Raw genomic sequence first — 17,943 nt, forward strand, 5'->3', positions numbered from 1 at the left:
AGCGATCATGTTCGCCGAAGGTGTGGGGATTTCGGGGCGAATGAGCTCTCAACGACTGCTGCCAAGTTCGAACCTGACGCCTGACGATCTGTCGGGCCTCAAGGTCTTGGTCGTGGACGATCACTCCAACACCCTGCGTCTGATCACCGACGTGCTTCGGGCGGGCGGGGTCGGGGAGGTCTATACCGCCACGGACGGCCAAAGGGCCCGCGAACTGCTGCGCCACCGCTGCCCGCACATGATCTTCACCGACTGCAAGATGCCGGTGATGGACGGGCTGGAACTGGTCCGCTCGGTCCGCCGCGCGGCCATCTATCCCGACCCCCTGGTGCCCAATCCGGAGGTCCCGGTGATCATGGTGACCGGTCAGCGCAGCGAGCGCGACGTGCAGATCGCCCGCCTGGCCGGGGTCAATGAGTTCGTGATCAAGCCCTTCACCCCGGCGGCGATCCTCTCGCGCATCCAGCTGGTCCTGCGCCGGCCGCGGCCCTTCATCATCAGCGAGGCCTATGTCGGCCCCGACCGCCGCCGGAAGGTGGAGCTGAACTATTCGGGCCCCCTGCGCCGCACCTGCGATCCCGACGAGGTGGCCGACGAGGTCGAGCGCGAGGTGGCCCGCGAGACCATCAGCGTCGAGCTGGAGGCCATGCGCCGCCTGATCTCGGCCCGGGGCGGGGTGGATCGCTCCACCCTGCAGATGATCTACCGGGTCATGCAGCACACCACCTTCCGCGCCCGCCAGGTGCGCGACAAGACCGTGGAGCGGGCTTCGCAGTCCATGATCGCCTATGTGGACGCCATGGGCGGGCCCGACGCCTGCGATCCGGCGGTGATCGAGATTCACTTCGACGCCATCCGCAACCTGCTGTCGCAGACCGAGATGGACCCGACCGAGGCCGACCGCATCGGCCGCAATCTGGAGGCCGTGGTCAGCCGCAAGAGCGCGCGGCGGCTGGTGGCGATCGGCTAGCTGGCTATATAAGGCCGCCATGGCCGAAGCCTTCAACGACCTGACCCTGCCCGACGACAAGGCCGCGCGCTACGCGACCGTGGCGCAGGAGATCGCCTCGGTGCTGGACGGCGAGCCGAACCGCACCGCGCGGATGGCGACCATCGCCTCCATGCTCGCCGCCAGCTTCGACCACTATTTCTGGACCGGCTTCTACGTCGTCGATCCCGACAAGGAGCGCGAGCTTGTGGTGGGCCCGTACCAGGGCTCCCTGGGCTGCCTGCGCATCGCCTACGGACGCGGGGTTTGCGGGGCCGCGGCGGCGACCGGCCAGACCCAGCTTGTGCCCGACGTCCACGCCTTCCCGGGACACATCGCCTGCGACGGTCGCTCGGCCAGCGAGGTGGTGGTCCCCGTGTTCGATGCGCAGGGCGAGCTGATCGCGGTCTTCGACGTCGACGCGACCGAGCCGGCCGCCTTCGACGAGGTCGACGCCGCCGGGCTGGAGACGATTCTGAAGGCCGCCTTCAGCTAGCGGGAGCCGGGACGCGGGCGGGCTTCCATCTTTCCTCTCCCCGTTCAAATCGCGCCTGGCGCGAAACGGCACACGTCTCAAGGCACGTGGATTGCAGCGCGCGGTCCACCTTTCCCTAACCGGGATGAGCTAGGGCTTGAGACCATGCTGACCGCCGAGACCTTCCATCCGAGCGCGTTGCCGCAGGCCGATATCGAGACCTGGCGCGCCCTGTGCGCCAGCCGTCCCGAATTCGCCAATCCCTTGATGGGTCCCGACTTCGCCCTCGCGGTGGGGGCCGTGCGGCCCGACGCCCGGGTGACCGTCTGGCGCTGGCCGGGCCGGACCGCAGGCTTCCTGGCCTATCACCGCCGCCCCGGAAGCTTCGCGCGGCCCATCGGCGCGCCGCTGTCGGACTATCACGGCCTGGTCTCCGAACAGGGCCTGGACGCCGACGAGGCCCTGGCCGCGGCCGGGCTGTCGGTCTACCGCTTCACCGGCCTGACCGATCCCAACCGCGCCTTCTCCGGCTTCGTGGCCTCGGAGCGCGAGAGCTTCGTCATCGAGCTGGAGTCCACCGCCGAGGCCTATCTGGAGGCCCTGCGCGCCGCCAGCCCCAAGCGCTTCAAGAACTATCGCCGCCTGGACCACAAGCTGGACCGCGAGGTCGGCGCCCTGGCCATCAAGGGCGCGGACCGCGATCAGGCCGCCTTCGACACCCTGCTCCGCTGGAAGCGCGAGCAACTGGCCCGCACCGGCGCTCACGATTTCCTCAACCCGGTCTGGACGCGGGACCTGCTGCAGGCGCTGTTCGAGCATCAGGACGGCGCGTTCCAGGGCCTGATGGTCACCCTCTACGCCGGCGACCGGCTGGTGGCGGGCCACTTCGGCATCCGCCAGGGCGGGGTCTACCATCCGTGGATCGCCTCGACCGATCCGGAGCTGGCCGCCTGGTCCCCGGGTCAGGTCTTCCTGGGTCGGGCCATCGCGGCCATGACCGAGATGGGTCTCACCACCTACGACCTGGGCCCCGGCCACGAGCACTACAAGCGGCCCTACGCGCTCTCCATCCGCACCATCGGCGAGGGCGTGGCCACCGCCGCCAATCTCGGCGGCCGCGCGGCTCAGATGTCGGAACAGGCCTGGAGCCTGGCCGGCGCCCATGGCCAGGGCGCGGTGGGCAAGCTCCGCCGCCGCCTGGACATCATCGCCAGCACGGAACTGTCCTTCGCCGGCCGCGCCCGCGGCGTGGTCCAGGCCATCGGCAGCCGCACCCGCCGCGCCTCGGGCGAGATGGAAGTCGCCTGATCCCATGCCCGCGCCGCGCGTCAGCCTGATCATTCCCACCCAGCGTCGCCTGGACGGACTGGCCACGGCCGCGCGTTCGACCTTCGCCCAGGCCGGGGTGGACCCCGCGACCCTGGAGCTGGTGGTGGTGGACAATGACCAGGTTCCCTCGGCCCAGGCCCTGGTGGAGAGCCTGGCGGCCGAAGCCCCGTTCCCGGTGGTCTATGTCCACGAGGCCGAGCCCGGCGTCGCCAACGCCCGCAACGCCGCCATGGCCGCGGCCCGCGGCGACTTCATCGCCTTCCTGGACGACGACGAGGAGGCGCCGGCCGGCTGGCTGGCCGCCCTGCTGGCGGTCCAGGCCAAGCACGACGCCGATGTGGTGTTCGGCCCGGTCCGGGGCCGCGCCCCGGCCGGGGTCGGCAAGCACCGCGCCTATCTGGAATGGTTCTTCTCGCGGCTCGGCGACGGGCCGGCGGAGGGGCCCATCGACCACTATTACGGCTGCGGCTGCTCCCTGCTGAGGCGCGCCAGCCTGCCCGATCCCAAGGCTCCCTTCTCGGCCATCCGCAACCATATCGGCGGCGAGGACGATCTGCTGTTCGGCGGCATGAAGGCCAGGGGCGCGCGGTTCGCCTGGGCGCCGGAGGCCTGGGTCTGGGAAGATCCCGTGCCCAGCCGCCTGACCCTGGACTACACGATCGCGCGGGCCTTCGCCTACGGGCAGGGGCCCTCGGCCCACTGCGCCATCAGCACCCCGCCCGACCGCCTGGGCGTGGCCCGCTGGATGGCCATCGGCGTGGCCCAGGCCGGCGTCTACGGCCTGCTGGCGGGCCTGCAATGGCTGGTCCGCAGTCCGCGCTTCGCCTTCACCCTGGACCGCGCGGCCCGCGGCCTGGGCAAGACCCTGTGGTGGGGTCCCTTCAAGATTCACTTCTACGGCCTGAGGGCTCCGACATGAGCATCATCACCGACTGGACGCCCGAGAAGGGCGCCGCCTTCACCAAGGCGAACCTGGCCTTCGAGCACGGCCTGCACGAACGGCCGATGTTCAAGGACGAGGGTCTCGAGGAACTGCTGGACCGCTATCCGCGCGACCAGATGGGAGTCTTCACCATGGGCGAGGACCCCGTGGCCTGGACCACCTGGCGGCGGGGCACGGCCGGGACCCTGTCGGGCTCGCGGCTGCTGGAGGCCGCCCAGTCGGGGCGCATCTGGCTGAACCTGCGGCAGACCAACCTGCACCTGCCCGAATATGCCAGGCTGGGGGACGAGATCTTCGCCGAGAAGCACGCCCACGTCCCGGGCCTGCGGACCTTCAAGCACGACCTGGGCATGCTGATCTCCTCGGCCAACGCCCAGGTCTTCTACCACCTCGACGTGCCCCTGGTGTCCCTCTGGCAGCTGCGGGGCCAGAAGCGGGTCTGGGTCTATCCGGTGGCCGACCCCTATGTGGGCGACGAGGCCCTGGAGAAGATCGTCCTGCGGGAGACCGCCGAGCAGTTCGCCTTCGATCCCGAATGGGACAAGGGGGCGGAGGTCCATGACCTGACGCCCGGCAAGATGGTCACCTGGGCCCAGAACGCCCCGCACCGGATCGAGAACGGCCCGATGCTGAACGTCTCGCTGTCCATCGAATTCATGACGCCCGAGGCCCTGATGCGGGCCAACGTCATCTACGCCAACGGCGTCCTGCGCCGCCGGCTCGGCGCGCGGCGCCCGCGCATCCAGCAGGGGTTCACCCCCGGCGCCCTGGGCAAGCTGGCGGTGGCGCGCGGCGCCAAGGCGCTGAAGCTGCAGAAGCCCAACCCGCGCGTCTTGCCCACCAGCTTCAGGCTGGACGGCGAGCGGCTGGGGGCCTTGCTGCCGGTCTAGTCGGCCACGAACAGGTAGTCCTCGACCCCGGCATAGCCGTCCACCGCCACGAAGTCCGGGGCCTTGAGGGCGCGGTAGCCCATGGGGCGCAGGATGTCCCAGATGTCGGTGGGGTGGGCGCCGGCCCGCGCCAGGGACGCGTCGGAGACTTCCAGGAAGAGGGCGGGCCTGTACCTCGCCAAGGTCTTCAGGCCGCCCTTCAGGACATTGACCTCCCAGCCCTCGACGTCGGCCTTCAGGAAGTCCAGGCGCGTCAGGCCCTCGGCCTGGGCGAAGGCGTCCAGGGTGGTGAGGGCGACCACCTGGTCCATGGTGTCGCGAGCATCCTGGCCGTCCTCGCCGAAGTGGGCGATGCCGAAGCCGAGGCCGCCGCGGGCCTTGATCGGGGTGTGCAGGATCAGCTCACCGGGGGCGTCGGACAGGCCCATGGGGATCACCTTCACATGGGTGAGCCGGTTGAAGGCCAGGGATCGCGTCAGGATCGAGCGGGCATAGGCCGAGGGCTCGAAGGCGTAGACCTGGCCCTGGGGCGCCATCCGGGCGAACAGCTTGGAGAACTGGCCGGCGTGGGCGCCGACATCGATCACCACGCCCTGGGCCGGGATGTGCGGGCCGAACACCGGGACCAGCTCCCGATGATGCTGGCGGAGCGTGGCCTTCAGAAGGTGGGCCAGGAAATCGACACGGCGCTTCAGGGACATCGGGTCGGCTCCGCGGGCTTGTGGTGGTGCTTGTGGCCTATTTCGCCGACGCTGTAATCTAGCCGTGTCGGGGGCCCGGTTGGCTTCCGTGACGGCGCCCGCCTAGAGTGCCCGTCGACGCGTCAGACGCGCAATTCCAAAGGGAGCGGAACCATGGGCGAAGCCTATATCGTCGCGGCCTCACGCACGGCCGGCGGCCGCAAGGGTGGCAAACTGAAGGACTGGCATCCGGTCGATCTGGCCGCCAATGTCCTCAATGATCTCATCGACCGCACCAAGGCCGACCCGGCCCTGGTGGAGGACGTGATCATGGGCTGCGTCGGCCAGGTGGGCGAGCAGGGGATCAATGTCGGCCGCAACGCCGTCCTGGCCTCGCGCCTTCCCGAGAGCGTCCCGGGCACCAGCGTCGACCGCCAGTGCGGCTCCTCGCAGCAGGCCCTGCAGTTCGCGGCCCAGGCCGTGATGAGCGGCACCATGGACATCGTCATCGCCGCCGGCGTCGAGAGCATGACCCGCGTGCCCATGGGCTTGTCGGCCGCCCTGCCGGCCCAGAACGGCTTTGGCACCTATATGAGCCCGGGCATCCAGGAGCAGTATCCCAACATCCAGTTCAGCCAGTTCGTCGGCGCCGAGATGGTGGCCAAGAAGTACGGCCTGAGCCGCGATCAGATGGACGAGTTCAGCTTCCAGTCCCACCAGCGCGCCATCGCCGCCACCCAGGCCGGCGCCTTCAAGAACGAGATCGTCGCCATCGAGGTGACCGACGCCGAGGGTAACAAGACCCTGCACACCGTCGACGAGGGCATCCGCTTCGAAGCCAGCCTCGAGGGCATCAAGGGCGTGAAGCTCCTGCGCGAGGACGGCGTCCTGACGGCGGCCTCCTCCAGCCAGATCTGCGACGGCGCCTCCGGCGTGATGATCGTCTCGGAAAAGGGGCTGAAGGACCTGGGCGTGAAGCCGCTGGCCCGCATCCATCACATGAGCCTGCTCGGTCATGACCCGGTGATCATGCTGGAAGCCCCGCTGCCGGCCACCGAACGCGCCCTGAAGCGCGCCGGCATGACGGTCGACGACATCGACCTGTTCGAGGTCAACGAAGCCTTCGCCTCGGTGCCCGTCGCCTACATGAAGTCGCTGGGCGTGCCGCGCGAGAAGATCAACGTCAACGGCGGCGCCATCGCGCTGGGCCACCCGCTCGGCGCCTCGGGCACCAAGCTGATGGCCACCCTGCTGAACGCCCTGGAATCCACCGGCGGCAAGTACGGCCTGCAAACCATGTGCGAAGGCGGCGGCATGGCCAATGTGACCATCGTCGAACGCCTCTAGTCCGCTCAATCGGCTTGGCTTCCTTCCCCCCGTGCGGGAGAAGGAAGCCTCGCTGAATGGGGGACTGACTTGAGCCAGCCACGCATCGTCGCCGTCACCGGCGCCTACGGCATCCTCGGGGCCGCCGTCGCCAGGGCCGCTGCCGGGCAGGGGGCCAAGGTCGCCCTCATCGACTTTTCCAAGACCACGCCCGAAGGGCTGCTGGAGGCCTGCGGGCCGGACGCCCTGGCGCTGCCGGGCGTCGATCTCACCGATCCCGCCGGCGCGAAGGCGGCCCTGGATGAGGCCGCCGCCCGGTTCGGCGGTCTGGACGCCCTGATCAATGTCGCCGGCGGCTTCGCCTGGCAGACCCTGGCCGAGGGCGATCCGGCGGTCTGGGACCGGCTCTACGCCATGAACGTCAAGACCGCCGCCAACGCCAGCCGTGCGGCCATCCCGCACCTGAAGGCCAGCACGGCCGGGCGCATCGTCAATATCGGCGCCAATGGCGCGGTGAAGGCCGGGGCCGGCATGGGCGCCTACGCCGCCTCCAAGGCGGGCGTCCATCGCCTGACGGAAAGCCTGGCCGAGGAGCTGAAGGGCCAGGTGACGGTCAACGCCGTCCTGCCCTCGATCATCGACACGCCCACCAACCGGGCCGACATGCCCAAGGCCGACTTCGCCAGTTGGGTGACGCCCGACGAGCTGGCCGCCGTGATCCTGTTCCTGGCGTCCGACGCCGCCAGCGCCGTCACGGGCGCGCTCATTCCGGTCACCGGCCGCGTCTGACCGCCGCGCGCGTTACGTCAAAGCCGCACGCCGGATCGAATCGCGCCATCGACATCAAGGCGGGTGGCGAGGGCTTACGAAGTAAGCCAGAACCTTCTGGTTCCTGGGGAGGGGCGGCGCGATGAGTATGCTGATGATCGCCGCGGCTGCGGCCGCGCTGGCCGCCGGGGAGCCCTCGGTCCCCGCATCGCCGGCGCCCGGGCGGGCGGCGGCCGAGAGCGGGGTGCTGGCCTATCCCGCCAGCTTCTTCGCGGAGGCCTCGCCCTCCACCGCCTATGACATGGTCATCCGGGTGCCCGGCTTCTCCTTCGACAAGGGGACGGTGGTTCGCGGCCTGGCGGGCTCGGGCGGCAACGTGCTGATCGACGGCGAGCCGGCGGTGGCGAAGAACGACGCCCTGGACGAGATCCTCAAGCGCATCCCAGCCTCGGCCGTGGCCCATGTCGACCTGATCCGCGGCGGCGCGCCGGGCATCGACATGCAGGGGCGGACCGTGATCGCCAATGTGGTGCGCAAGTCCACGGCGGGATTCCGCGGCGCGACCACGCTCGGCGCCTATCTGCTCTATGACGGGCGGACCCTCGGCAGCGCGCGGGTGGAGGGCCAGTGGCGCTGGGCCGGCGGACGGGCGGCGGAAGCGGCCTTCGTCCTCGGCTATGGTCCGGACGATCAGTTGGGCGACGGCCGCCGTATCCGCCGGGCGCCCGACGGCTCGGTCCTGATCCTCTCCGACGTCGACGCCGACGGGAAGGGTCTGCGGATCTGGAACACGGGCGCCTTCGAGACCCCTCTGGCGGGCGGAAAGCTGCGCCTGAACGCCGCCTACATGCTCAATCCCTATTCGGCCGAGATCACCGACCGCCTGCGCTTTCCCGGCGGCCGCGAGTACCAATACGACACTCAGGATCGGCTACAGGCCGAGGTCGGCGGTCGCTACACCCGCGCCCTGACTCCGCGCCTCGCCCTGGAGGCCGTGGCCTTCCAGCAGTGGAACAACAACGACACCAAGTCGCGCTTCGAGGCCGCCAACCTGGTCCGGAAGTTCGAGGGCGACCGCAAGACCACCGAGAGCGTCGGCCGCACCCATTTGCGGTTTTCCCAGAGCGCGACCCTCGCCTGGGAAGTCGGCGGGGAGGGGGCCTACAACAAGCTCGACAACACCACGACGCTTTTCCAGAACGGGGTGAAGGTCAGGCTGCCGGCCGCCAGCGTCCTGGTGACGGAGAAACGCGGCGAGGTCTTCGCCACCGCCACCTGGCGGCCCACCGCCCAGCTATCGGTGGAGGCCGGCCTGCGCCAGGAGGGCTCGACCATCACGTCGGAGGGCGATTTGGTCCTGGAGAAGTCGCTGTCCTTCACCAAGCCGCGCCTGGCGGTGACCTGGTCGGTCAGCCCCACGACCCAGCTGCGCTTCCGCTTCGAGCGGGAGGTGGGGCAGCTCAACTTCGACGACTTCGTGGCCCCGTCCTCGGTGGCCAACACCGGCACGGTGATCGCCGGCAATCCCGACCTGTCGCCACAGCAGGCCTGGGTGACCGAGGCGGCGGTGGAGCAGCGCTTCTGGAAGAGCGGGGCCGCCGTCCTGACCCTGCGCCACTACGCGCTCACCGACGTCATCGACCGGGCGCCCATCTTCGGCCCCGGCGGCAGCGTCGCCGACGCGCCCGGCAATATCGGCGAGGGGACCAAGGACGAAATCCAGGCCAGCCTCAGCGTGCCCCTGGAGCGGTTCCACATTCCCGCCGCGCAGCTCAAGGCCCAGGCGGTCTGGCGGCGGTCGGAGGTCACCGATCCCCTGACCCTGAAGCCCCGCGAGATCTCCGGCCTGCGCCACATGGAGTGGGACCTTCACTTCAGCCAGGATCTGCCGCGTCTGAAGTCCAACTGGGGGATCGACGTCAACAAGGGCGGCTCCAACGCCAACGACGCCTATGGCTGGCGCGACCGCGCCTACCGCCTGTCGGAGATCGAAACCCGCAAGCTGGACACCTGGGTCACCCTGTTCGGAGAGTACAAGCCCCGGCCCGACCTCAGCCTCCGTGTGGAGCTGATGAACCTCACCGAGCGCAGCGCCGAGCGGATCCGCGAGGTCTATGCCGGGCCCCGCGACCGCAGCGCGCTGGCCTATACCGACGTGCGCGACCTGCGCTGGGGCCGGACCTGGAACATCCGGTTGCGCAAGAGCTTCTAGGGCTTCGGCGCGGCCGGCGGCGGGGTCGCGTTGGCCACCCGCCAGACGGCGTCGCCGCTGTCGTCGGCCACCAGGAGGGCGCCGGTCTTGTCCACCGCCACGCCCACGGGGCGGCCCTGCGCCTCCCCCTGGGCATTGAGGAAACCGGTCAGGAAGGCCTGGGGCGGGCCCGCGGGCTTGCCGTCCTTGAAGGGGATGAAGACCACCCGATAGCCGTTCAGGGGCCGACGGTTCCACGACCCGTGCTGGCCGATGAAGACCCCGCCCTTGTAGGCGGCCGGGAAGGCGTCGGCCTTGTAGAAGGTCAGACCGAGGGAGGCGGTGTGGGGGCCCAGCGCATAGTCGGGCGCGATGGCCTTGGCCACCAGATCGGGCCGCTGCGGGCTGACCCGGACGTCCACGTGCTGGCCGTAATAGCTGTAGGGCCAGCCATAGAAGGCGCCGGGGGTGACGCTGGTCATGTAGTCGGGGACCAGGTCGTTGCCGATCTCGTCGCGCTCGTTGACCGCGGTCCACAGCTTCCCGGTCACCGGCTCCCAGTCCATGCCGTTGGGGTTGCGCAGGCCGGTGGCGTAGGGCCGGCTGGGCCCCTCGGGCAGGGTGAACTCGACGATCTGGGCGCGGCCGGCCTCGGCGGGGATACCGTTCTCGCCGACGTTCGAATTGGAGCCGACGGTGGCGTAGAGCTTCTGGCCGTCGGGACTGGCGATGATGGTCTTGGTCCAGTGGTGGTTGATCGGTCCGCCGGGCAGGTCGAAGACCTTCACGCCCGGGCCCGAGACCTGGGTCTGGCCGTCGGCATAGGGGAAGCTGACGATGGAGTCGTCGTTGGCCACGTAGAGGATGTTCCCCACCAGGGCCATGCCGAACGGCCGCTTCAGCCCCTGGGCGAAGATCGCCTTGGTGTCGGCCACGCCGTCGCCGTCGGAATCCCGCAGCAGCATGATCTTGTTGGGGCTTTCCTCCAGGGCGCCGGCGCGCTTCTGGATCATCTGGGCGACCCAGTCGCGGAAGCCCTGGGGCTTGGCAGGCTCCGACGCCGACTCCGCGGCCAGCACGTCGCCATTGGGCAGGACCAGCAGCCAGCGGGGATGATCGAGGCCGTCGGCGAACTTGGTGACCACGAAGCCGGGCGGCGCGACGGGCGCCGCGCCCTTGGGCCAGCCGACGAACTTGGCGACATGGACCGTCGGCAGGACGCTCTTGGTCGGTGTCGGCAGGTCAGGCTTGGGTCCGAAGCCCACGAAGGGGCCGGCTGCGCCCTGGCTGCAGGCCGTCAGGCCGAGCGCCGAGATCGCGGAAGCCAATAGAACCGAACGCATGGACGTCTCCCAAATCCCCACGCTGCCCTAATGCGCGGCGGGGAACCGGGTTCAGTCTAGCACACCGCCAGCCTAGGCCGCGGCTTCATGCCGGGCCCTGGGCGCGGCGCGGCGCAGGTCGCCGGGGCGCAGTTCCACCAGCGAGTCCTCGGCGCCCAGGGCGCGGACGGCGAGAATCTCGCGCGCCCGCAGGCAGGACAGCACCGGATAGATCGCGGCCATCAGGGCGATCAGGAAGCCGAGCTCGCCCTCGCGATAGCCCTTGCGGGAGACGAAGCACTTGTAGAAGCGCCGAACGCCGCGAAACACGTTGTCGCCGACGCTCCCGGGCTCCCCCAGGTCGGCCAGATCCTGGGCGCGCAGGGCGGTGTAGCGGTTGAGGCGATCGATCATGTCGCCGATGTCGTCATCCACCACGTGCTTGATCGGGGTCTTCAGCGACCCCGCCAGCGCCCCGGTGAAGGTGACGCCGGGATGGACCCGCTGGCTCTTCCAGTGCTTGGCGCCGTTGCGATAGAGCCGGGCGACGGAGGAGGTGCCGAAGGACCCGCCCCAGCCCTGGCGCACCAGCCGATGGCCGACATAGTTGTCCACTGGGATCTGGAAGTAGTCGCCGGCGACGAGGGTCTCCACGGTGGCGCGGATCTCCTGGGCCAGCTGGGGGCTGACCCATTCGTCGGCGTCGATCTCGATGATCCATTGGCCCGAACAGGCCGCGACTCCGGCCTCCTTGCGGGGACCCTCGAGGGGGAAGCTGCCGCTCACCAGGCGCGCGCCGTATTCCAGGGCGATCGCTTCGGACCGGTCGGAGCAACGGTCGGCCACCACGACGATCTCGTCGCAGAAGTCCAGCCGGCCGAGGCAATCGGCGAGCCGCGCCTCTTCATCGTGGACGCACACGAGCGCCGACAGTCTGGTCATCACGAACCTCTCCGCCCCCCGGCGTGACAGAACACTCGACGGCGATGGCCCCTGGCGGCCCCTAGGGGGCGGCTGCGCAGGCGGTTCCAACACCCGTTCTCCTAGGCATGACGACGCCGGCAACGAACGCCCTCACCCCCGGCCGATGGCGGAGTCAGAAACTCTTTGAAAGGAGGATGCTGAGGGTCCGAGGGCGCTGCGGCGTGACCTGGCGGACCTGCCCGAAGCTGAAGGGATTGCCGTAGGCGAAGGTGTCGCCCTCGGTGTTGTCGGGATTGCTGAGGAAGGCCGCGATCCGCCAGTCGCGCCCCTTGAGCTGGATCGAGACCCTGCCGGTGAAATAGCCCCCCATGACCGGCGACAGGGCGGGGTCGAAGGTCAGGCGCGAACGGCCGACATAGCCGCCCTCGCCGGTGAGCAGGAGCGACAGGCCGTCGCGCAGCGGCCGCTCATAGAGCGCCTGGGCGCCGAGGGAGGCGTCCGGAACCCCGGGAAGCCGGTTCTGGACCCGGGTGGCGAAGGCGCGATTGACCCGTGTCACCTTGGGCGCGTTCAGCAGGGCGTTGGCCAGGACGGTGAGGTGCGGGGTGATCTTCAGCGTCGCCTCGATCTCCAGGCCGATGTTGCGGCCGTCCCCGACATTGGCGGTGAAGGGCAGGCCCGAGCCCAGGTACTGGTCGGTCTGGATGTCGTTCCAGAGGTCGTAGAACACCGCCGATCGCACATCGAGGCGGCGATCCAGCAGGCGCAGCTTGGCGCCGGCCTCGAAGTTCTGCAGTCGATCGGGCTGGTAGGTCCGCCGCGACGGCGCCGGGGCGGAGATGCCGCCGGAGTTGAACCCGCCCGCGCGGTTGCCCTCCGACATCAGGGCGTAGACCAGGCCGCCGGACGGCAGATCGTATTGCAGGGTGACCTGCGGCGACCAGCCGCGAAACTGGTCCTTACGGGTGAAGGCCCGGGTCTGGCCCACCAGGGGCGACTGCACATTGGAGCTGGTGCGCAGGTCGATGTCGAACACCCGCGCCCCCGCCGCCACCGTCCAGCCGCCGCCAAGCTCCAGGGAGGTCTGGCCATAGACGGCCAGGGTGGTGACGCGGTCGGTTCGCCGTTCCAGATAGACGGGCCGAGGCCCGGTGGCGCCCCGCACCTGAAGGACCGAAGGGCTCCGTTCCAGGCTCCAGGCGGCGTAGGCGCCCGCGAGCCACTGCAACCGCCCTTCGTCGGGCGAGGTGAGGACCGCGTCCTCGACCAACATGTCGATCTTGGTGGCCTCCTCGAACACCCCCAGGTCCGCGGCGCTGGATCCGTAGAGGGAGAGGGCGGCCGAGGCGTCGTAGAGGCTGGAGAAGCTGTGGCGCACATAGGCGGTGGAGGACTCGAACTGACCCCAGGCGCCGGCGCCCCTGACGCGCACGGCGGCCTCGCCGAAGTCATTCTTGTGGGTCTCGCGAACCCGGTTGGCCCGGCGCAGGCCCATGCCCGGCGTGGTGTACTGGGTGTCGTTGGAGTCGAGTTGCTGGATCGCGCCGCTCACCGTCACCGTCCAGTCGGGGGTGATCTGGGCCCGCAGGGCGGCCCTGCCCCCGACCCGCAGCGTCTCGTCCACGTTCGACAGGCGCAGGTTGACGTCGTCCAGATAGCCGCCCTGGAGCTCGTGATAGGCCACCACCCGCAGGGCCAGCCGCTCCTTCACCAACGGCAGGTTGATCACGCCCTCCGCCTCGCGGCTGGGGGAGCCGGACTGGGTCCAGGCGCCCAGCAGGCGGAGGCCGCCCTCGAACCGGTCGAGGTCCGGCTGGCGGGTGACGATGCGATAGACGCCGCTGAGCGAGCCCGCGCCGTAGAGCGCGCCCTGGGGGCCCCGCAGCACCTCGACGCCCTCGACGTCGGCCAGCCGCAGGTCCGGGTCCGGGGCGTTGTAGGTGATCGGCACGTTGTCGAGGAAGGTGCCGACCGTGGAGCGCGTGCGGCCGGTGAAGGCGCCGTCCGAGAGGCCCCGCAACAGGATCTTGTCCCGCCCGGCCCCCAGGTTGGTCATGGTGACCCCGGCCACCTGCCGCATGGCGCCGGCCGCGTCGATCGCGCCGGTGGCCTCCAGCTGATCGGCGGAGACCAGGCTGAGGGAGGCGGGCAGCCGATCGAGGGGAACCGCCCGCTTGGTGGCGGTGACCAGGAGTTCGGAGACCTGGGCCGGCTGCGCCAACCGGATCGGCGGGGCGGGGGGCGGTGGAACCTCACGCGCCGGCCGGGTGAGCGCCGGGCGGATGCGCACCGTCTGGGCGTCGATGATGTCGAAGCCGCAGCGTCTGCTCGCCGTGAGGCGGATCAGGGCCTCGCGCAGGGTCAGCCTTCCGGATATCGGCGGCGCGCGTCCGGCGCAGGCCGAGACACCGCCGATGGAGATGCCGGCCTGGAGCGCGAGGTCGATCAGCGCCTCGGAGGCGGGTTTGGCGGCGATGGAGAGTTGGTAGCGCGTCGGCGCGGCTTCAGCCGCCCCCGCCGCCAGGGTGGAGGCGAGGACGAGGCCCGTCAGAGCGAAACGAATTTCGCGACGTCGACCCGAAATGACGAATTTCCCCGACCAGAGACCCGCGTTACTGCGCGCGAAGCAGTATGACGTCTTTGGCTGGAACGGAAGCGATCGGCGCGAGCAGGACAAGGCGCTGCACCACCCTGTCCTCGTCGTCGACTATCAGGACGCCGGAGAACTTCAGCTGGGCGGTGCGCTCGTCGGCGACCTTCAGCGGCGTGGCGACGTAGCGGTTGAGATCGGCCACCACCTCGCGCAACGGACGGTCGCGGTAGACCAGGCGTCCGCTGCGCCAGCTGAACACCTCCTCGGCGGCGGCGGCCCTGACCTGGGACTCGGCCGAGCCCTCGACATGGTCCAGCCGGCGGCCGGGCGTCAGGTGGACGGTGTCGCCGACCGCGTCGGCGGCGGGCCGGACCTCCACCACGCCCCGGGCCACGGTGACGGCCAGATGGCCCTCGCGCCGGCGAACGTCGAACTGGGTGCCCACCACACGGACCGTCCGGTCGCCGCTGGCGATCAGGAAGGGGCGCTGGGGATCCTTGGCCACGTCGAACACCGCCTCGGCGTCCTCCATCACCACCCGCCGCTCGTGGGCGCCGAGCCTGACGCTGAGCCTCGAGCCCGCGTTCAGATCGATGCGTGTCCCGTCGGCCAGGAGGATGGTGCGGCGCTCGCCCTTGCCGGTGGCGTAGATGGTGGTGGGGGTGGCGAGGTCACGCCACGGGACGATGGTCACCACCAGGGCCGCGGCGGCGAGGCCGGCGGCCAGGGTCCAGCGCCGCGACGGGCCCATGGGCGGGGGCGGACGTCGCGATCGGGCGCTCGGGCCGGCGGGATCGAGGGCGGCCTTCAGGCCCGGCGCGGCGGCGTCGAGGTCTTCCCAGAGAGCCAGGACGGCGTCATAGGCGGCCGGATGGGCGGGCGAGGCCTCCAGCCAGGCTTCGAAGCCCAGCCAGTCGGTCTCGTCGACCTCGGGCCTCCGCATGCGCATCAGCCAGTCGGCGGCTGCGTCGCGTACGGCGTCGAGATTCTCGTGCGACGACTGGTTCATCGATCCGTACAGCTTCTGCGGGTAAAACTGCCTTCCTGACATCCTGACGCCACCGCCGGGAGTCGCCCCCCGTTCAACGGGCGAAAAAAGCGCATCAGGCGAATCTTTCCGCTCATCCCAGTCTCGCGAGCAGGGCCTTGAGGGCCCCGCTGATGTGTTTTTCCACCGCGCTGGTGGAAATTCCCATGGCGCGTGCGGTGTCAGACTGGCTGAGCCCGTCCAGCTTGTGAAGTTGGAACGCGCGCCGCATCCGCGGGGGCAGTTGCTCCAGGGCGCGGATGAGCTGGGCCAACCGCTGGCGGGCGGCGAGCGCCTCGTCGGCGGCGGGCTCGTCCACCACGTCCTCGCCGCCGATCGATGTTCGGCCCACCCGAATCCAGGCGTCGTCGCGCACCACCGTCCGGCGCTCCTTGCGCAGGCGGTCGAGCATGAGATTGGACCCCATCCGGAACAGCATGGCCGAAGGGCTCGCGATGGGCTCGGCCGGCTCCAGGGCGGCGACCTTCAGATAGAGGTCCTGCGCGAGGTCCTCCGCCAGGGCCGTGGAGCCGAGACGCGCGGCGAAGAAGCGTACGAGATTGGCCCGCTTCTCCAGGTAGACGGTCAGGAGGTCTGGCGCGCTCGGATCTTCCAGCGGGATTTGTCCCAAGACGGTCGGCATGGCCGATGATCCTGCTTCAGATGCATGGTTCGGTCCGGGGCGACAAGACGCCATGCGGCCAATCGGCTGCGATCCGTGAGGGAGGGCGGGGCGGGCGACGTCTTTGCCATGAGCCGACATCGCGGGGGCGGGGTCGGAGGATGGTTTCGGACCGACATGCGCTGGATGCTGCTGCAACAGGAATTGGGCCGCTGGCGGAAGGCCGGGCGCAAGCCGACGCTCTGGTGGCGCGATGACGACGCGCGGGCCCCGACCCCCGAACTGGACCGGCTGCTGGCCATCGCCAACGCCAACCGCACGCCCCTGACCCTGGCGGTCATCCCGGACGGAGACCTGGCGGCCCTGGCGGCCCGGCTGGGCAGCGAGGCCCTGGTCACCGTCGTCCAGCACGGGGTCGACCATCAGAACCGGCGCGAGGGCCCGGCCGCCGGGGAGTTTCCGCACGCCTGGATGCGGATTCGGGTGGCCACCCAGATGCGGGCGGGATGGACGAAGCTCGCGGCCCTGCCGGGCGCGGCGCAGGTCTTCGTGCCCCCCTGGAACGACATCCATCCCGAGCTGCCGGCCGTCCTGGCCGATTGCGGCTATCTGGGCTGGTCGGCCTGGGACGAGACCGCGCCGATGGCCAAGGTTCCGCGAGTCGACGCCCATATGGACCTGCTGCGCTGGCGGGGCGGGGCGCGGTTCCGGGGGGAGGGCAGGGTGCTCGAACGCCTGCGCGAGCTGCTGGTCGAACGGCGGCAGGCCGGGCTGTGGTCGGCGCCCATCGGCCTGCTGACCCACCACCTCGACCATGACGAGCCGGCCTGGCGGTTCCTGGACCGGTTCCTCGCCTGGTCGGCGGCCAATGGCGACCTGACGTGGCGCGGCCTGCCAGATCTACTGGCCAGCGCGCCCCACGCCGCGCCGGCGACCGTCGAAGGTTGACGCTCCGAGCCGCGGAGCGGAAGCTTCCAAGGTGAAGCTTCGACAGGAAGCCGGAATCGGGGGGCGAAACATGAGCGTTGAACTGACGATGCTGACCTATGCGGTCGGCCTGCTTTTCGTACTGGTTTTCCTCCAGACCCTGGCGGGCATCCGGGCCCAGGGGGCGGTGCCGCTCTCCAATTCCCGCGACGACCTGCCGCCGCCCAGCGGCTTCCACGCCCGCATGAAGCGGGTGGTGGACAACCACCGCGAGGGGCTGACGATCTTCGCCCCGCTGGTCCTGACCGCCGCGGTGGCTGGGGTGTCGAACGGGACCACGGTCCTGGGCGCCCAGCTCTTCTTCTATTCCCGCGTCGTCCATGCGGTCCTCTACGTCCTCGGCGTGCCGATGGTGCGGCCCTTGGCCTGGGCGGTCGGGTTGGTGGGCACGGTGATGGTGTTTGCCGCCCTCGTCGGCTTGGCCTAGGGGCGGTGGTCGCGTCCTCCGCCTGGGGAAGGCGCGACCGGAGACAAGCATGACCCGCTATGCCGGCTCCTGCCATTGCGGGGTCGTGACCTTCGTCCTCGAGGCGGAGATCGATCACCTGACGGCTTGCGACTGTTCGCTGTGCGTGAAGAAGAACGCGCGGATGGTGCGTGTCGCGGCGCAGGCCCTGACGATCCTATCCGGTGAGGATCAGCTCGGCGCCTATGAGTGGAACACCCACCGGGCGCGGCACCATTTCTGCCGGGTCTGCGGGATCTATGTGTTCCACCGCAAGCGGGCCTCGCCGGATCTCTATGAGGTGAATGTCTTCTGCCTGGACGGGTTCGATTCCTCCGGCCTGCCGGTGCGGGCCAGCGAAGGGGTCGGCATGTCGGTGGTCGGACCGGGGCGGCCCGAGTGGCGAGGGCCACGTGCGGATTGAGGCGGGCTG

The 17,943-nt window shown here is 70.0% G+C and carries 17 protein-coding genes; 11 read left to right on the forward strand and 6 right to left on the reverse strand.

Going from position 1 to position 17,943, the window contains the following annotated elements; genetic code table 11:
• Window positions 1–40: 40 nt before the first annotated feature.
• From ACO06I_RS00870 to ACO06I_RS00890, 5 genes are all read left to right on the forward strand, one after another.
• The gene (locus ACO06I_RS00870) at window positions 41–970 is read left to right on the forward strand and encodes a response regulator (RefSeq protein WP_421930748.1); all 930 of its coding nucleotides are present in this window, start codon (window positions 41–43) and stop codon (window positions 968–970) included.
• A 19-nt stretch (window positions 971–989) separates the two neighbouring features.
• Window positions 990–1,484 (forward strand): GAF domain-containing protein, encoded by a 495-nt coding sequence (locus ACO06I_RS00875; RefSeq protein ID WP_421930749.1) that lies wholly within the window; start codon window positions 990–992, stop codon window positions 1,482–1,484.
• A 144-nt stretch (window positions 1,485–1,628) separates the two neighbouring features.
• Entirely contained in the window at window positions 1,629–2,771 is a 1,143-nt protein-coding gene (locus ACO06I_RS00880; protein WP_421930750.1) for a GNAT family N-acetyltransferase, read from the forward strand.
• Between the two features lie 4 nt (window positions 2,772–2,775).
• Complete coding sequence (locus ACO06I_RS00885) at window positions 2,776–3,711, forward strand: glycosyltransferase family 2 protein (protein WP_421930751.1); 936 nt, start codon at window positions 2,776–2,778, stop codon at window positions 3,709–3,711.
• Window positions 3,708–4,625: a hypothetical protein gene (locus ACO06I_RS00890; protein WP_421930752.1), complete on the forward strand. Its 918-nt coding sequence runs from the start codon at window positions 3,708–3,710 to the stop codon at window positions 4,623–4,625. The genes ACO06I_RS00885 and ACO06I_RS00890 overlap by 4 nt, the downstream gene beginning before the upstream one ends.
• Here the strand turns inward: ACO06I_RS00890 and ACO06I_RS00895 are convergent.
• A complete protein-coding gene (locus tag ACO06I_RS00895; protein ID WP_421930753.1) occupies window positions 4,622–5,326 on the reverse strand; it encodes an FkbM family methyltransferase in 705 nt (234 codons plus the stop codon). The genes ACO06I_RS00890 and ACO06I_RS00895 overlap by 4 nt on opposite strands.
• Window positions 5,327–5,479: 153 nt before the next feature.
• Here ACO06I_RS00895 and ACO06I_RS00900 point away from each other — a divergent pair, with 153 nt between their 5' ends.
• The 3 genes from ACO06I_RS00900 (at window position 5,480) to ACO06I_RS00910 (ending at window position 9,611) form a co-directional block, all read left to right on the forward strand.
• The gene (locus ACO06I_RS00900; RefSeq protein ID WP_421930754.1) at window positions 5,480–6,652 is read left to right on the forward strand and encodes an acetyl-CoA C-acetyltransferase; all 1,173 of its coding nucleotides are present in this window, start codon (window positions 5,480–5,482) and stop codon (window positions 6,650–6,652) included.
• Between the two features lie 69 nt (window positions 6,653–6,721).
• Window positions 6,722–7,420, forward strand: a complete 699-nt coding sequence (locus tag ACO06I_RS00905; protein WP_421930756.1) for an SDR family NAD(P)-dependent oxidoreductase — start codon at window positions 6,722–6,724, stop codon at window positions 7,418–7,420.
• 121 nt (window positions 7,421–7,541) lie between these two features.
• Window positions 7,542–9,611, forward strand: coding sequence for a TonB-dependent receptor plug domain-containing protein (locus ACO06I_RS00910; RefSeq protein ID WP_421930757.1), 2,070 nt, complete (start codon window positions 7,542–7,544; stop codon window positions 9,609–9,611).
• Here the strand turns inward: ACO06I_RS00910 and ACO06I_RS00915 are convergent.
• From ACO06I_RS00915 to ACO06I_RS00935, 5 genes are all read right to left on the reverse strand, one after another.
• Window positions 9,608–10,933, reverse strand: coding sequence for a PQQ-dependent sugar dehydrogenase (locus ACO06I_RS00915; protein ID WP_421930758.1), 1,326 nt, complete (start codon window positions 10,931–10,933; stop codon window positions 9,608–9,610). The genes ACO06I_RS00910 and ACO06I_RS00915 overlap by 4 nt on opposite strands.
• 72 nt (window positions 10,934–11,005) lie before the next feature.
• Window positions 11,006–11,854, reverse strand: a complete 849-nt coding sequence (locus ACO06I_RS00920) for a glycosyltransferase family 2 protein (protein ID WP_421930759.1) — start codon at window positions 11,852–11,854, stop codon at window positions 11,006–11,008.
• A gap of 154 nt (window positions 11,855–12,008) precedes the next feature.
• Window positions 12,009–14,513 (reverse strand): TonB-dependent receptor, encoded by a 2,505-nt coding sequence (locus ACO06I_RS00925; RefSeq protein ID WP_421930760.1) that lies wholly within the window; start codon window positions 14,511–14,513, stop codon window positions 12,009–12,011.
• On the reverse strand, window positions 14,449–15,438 hold the full coding sequence (locus ACO06I_RS00930) for a FecR family protein (RefSeq protein WP_421930761.1): 990 nt from the start codon (window positions 15,436–15,438) through the stop codon (window positions 14,449–14,451). The genes ACO06I_RS00925 and ACO06I_RS00930 overlap by 65 nt, the downstream gene beginning before the upstream one ends.
• Before the next feature lie 112 nt (window positions 15,439–15,550).
• Window positions 15,551–16,099, reverse strand: a complete 549-nt coding sequence (locus ACO06I_RS00935) for an RNA polymerase sigma factor (RefSeq protein ID WP_421930762.1) — start codon at window positions 16,097–16,099, stop codon at window positions 15,551–15,553.
• Window positions 16,100–16,207: 108 nt separating this feature from the next.
• Here ACO06I_RS00935 and ACO06I_RS00940 point away from each other — a divergent pair, with 108 nt between their 5' ends.
• The 3 genes from ACO06I_RS00940 to ACO06I_RS00950 all read left to right on the forward strand — a co-directional run bounded on the left by ACO06I_RS00940 (window position 16,208) and on the right by ACO06I_RS00950 (window position 17,934).
• Window positions 16,208–17,026 (forward strand): polysaccharide deacetylase, encoded by an 819-nt coding sequence (locus tag ACO06I_RS00940; RefSeq protein ID WP_421930763.1) that lies wholly within the window; start codon window positions 16,208–16,210, stop codon window positions 17,024–17,026.
• Between the two features lie 70 nt (window positions 17,027–17,096).
• On the forward strand, window positions 17,097–17,492 hold the full coding sequence (locus ACO06I_RS00945) for an MAPEG family protein (RefSeq protein ID WP_421930764.1): 396 nt from the start codon (window positions 17,097–17,099) through the stop codon (window positions 17,490–17,492).
• A gap of 49 nt (window positions 17,493–17,541) precedes the next feature.
• Complete coding sequence (locus tag ACO06I_RS00950) at window positions 17,542–17,934, forward strand: GFA family protein (protein WP_421930765.1); 393 nt, start codon at window positions 17,542–17,544, stop codon at window positions 17,932–17,934.
• The last annotated feature ends 9 nt before the right edge of the window (window positions 17,935–17,943 follow it).

Source organism: Phenylobacterium sp., assembly GCF_965229015.1.
GTDB lineage: Bacteria > Pseudomonadota > Alphaproteobacteria > Caulobacterales > Caulobacteraceae > Phenylobacterium.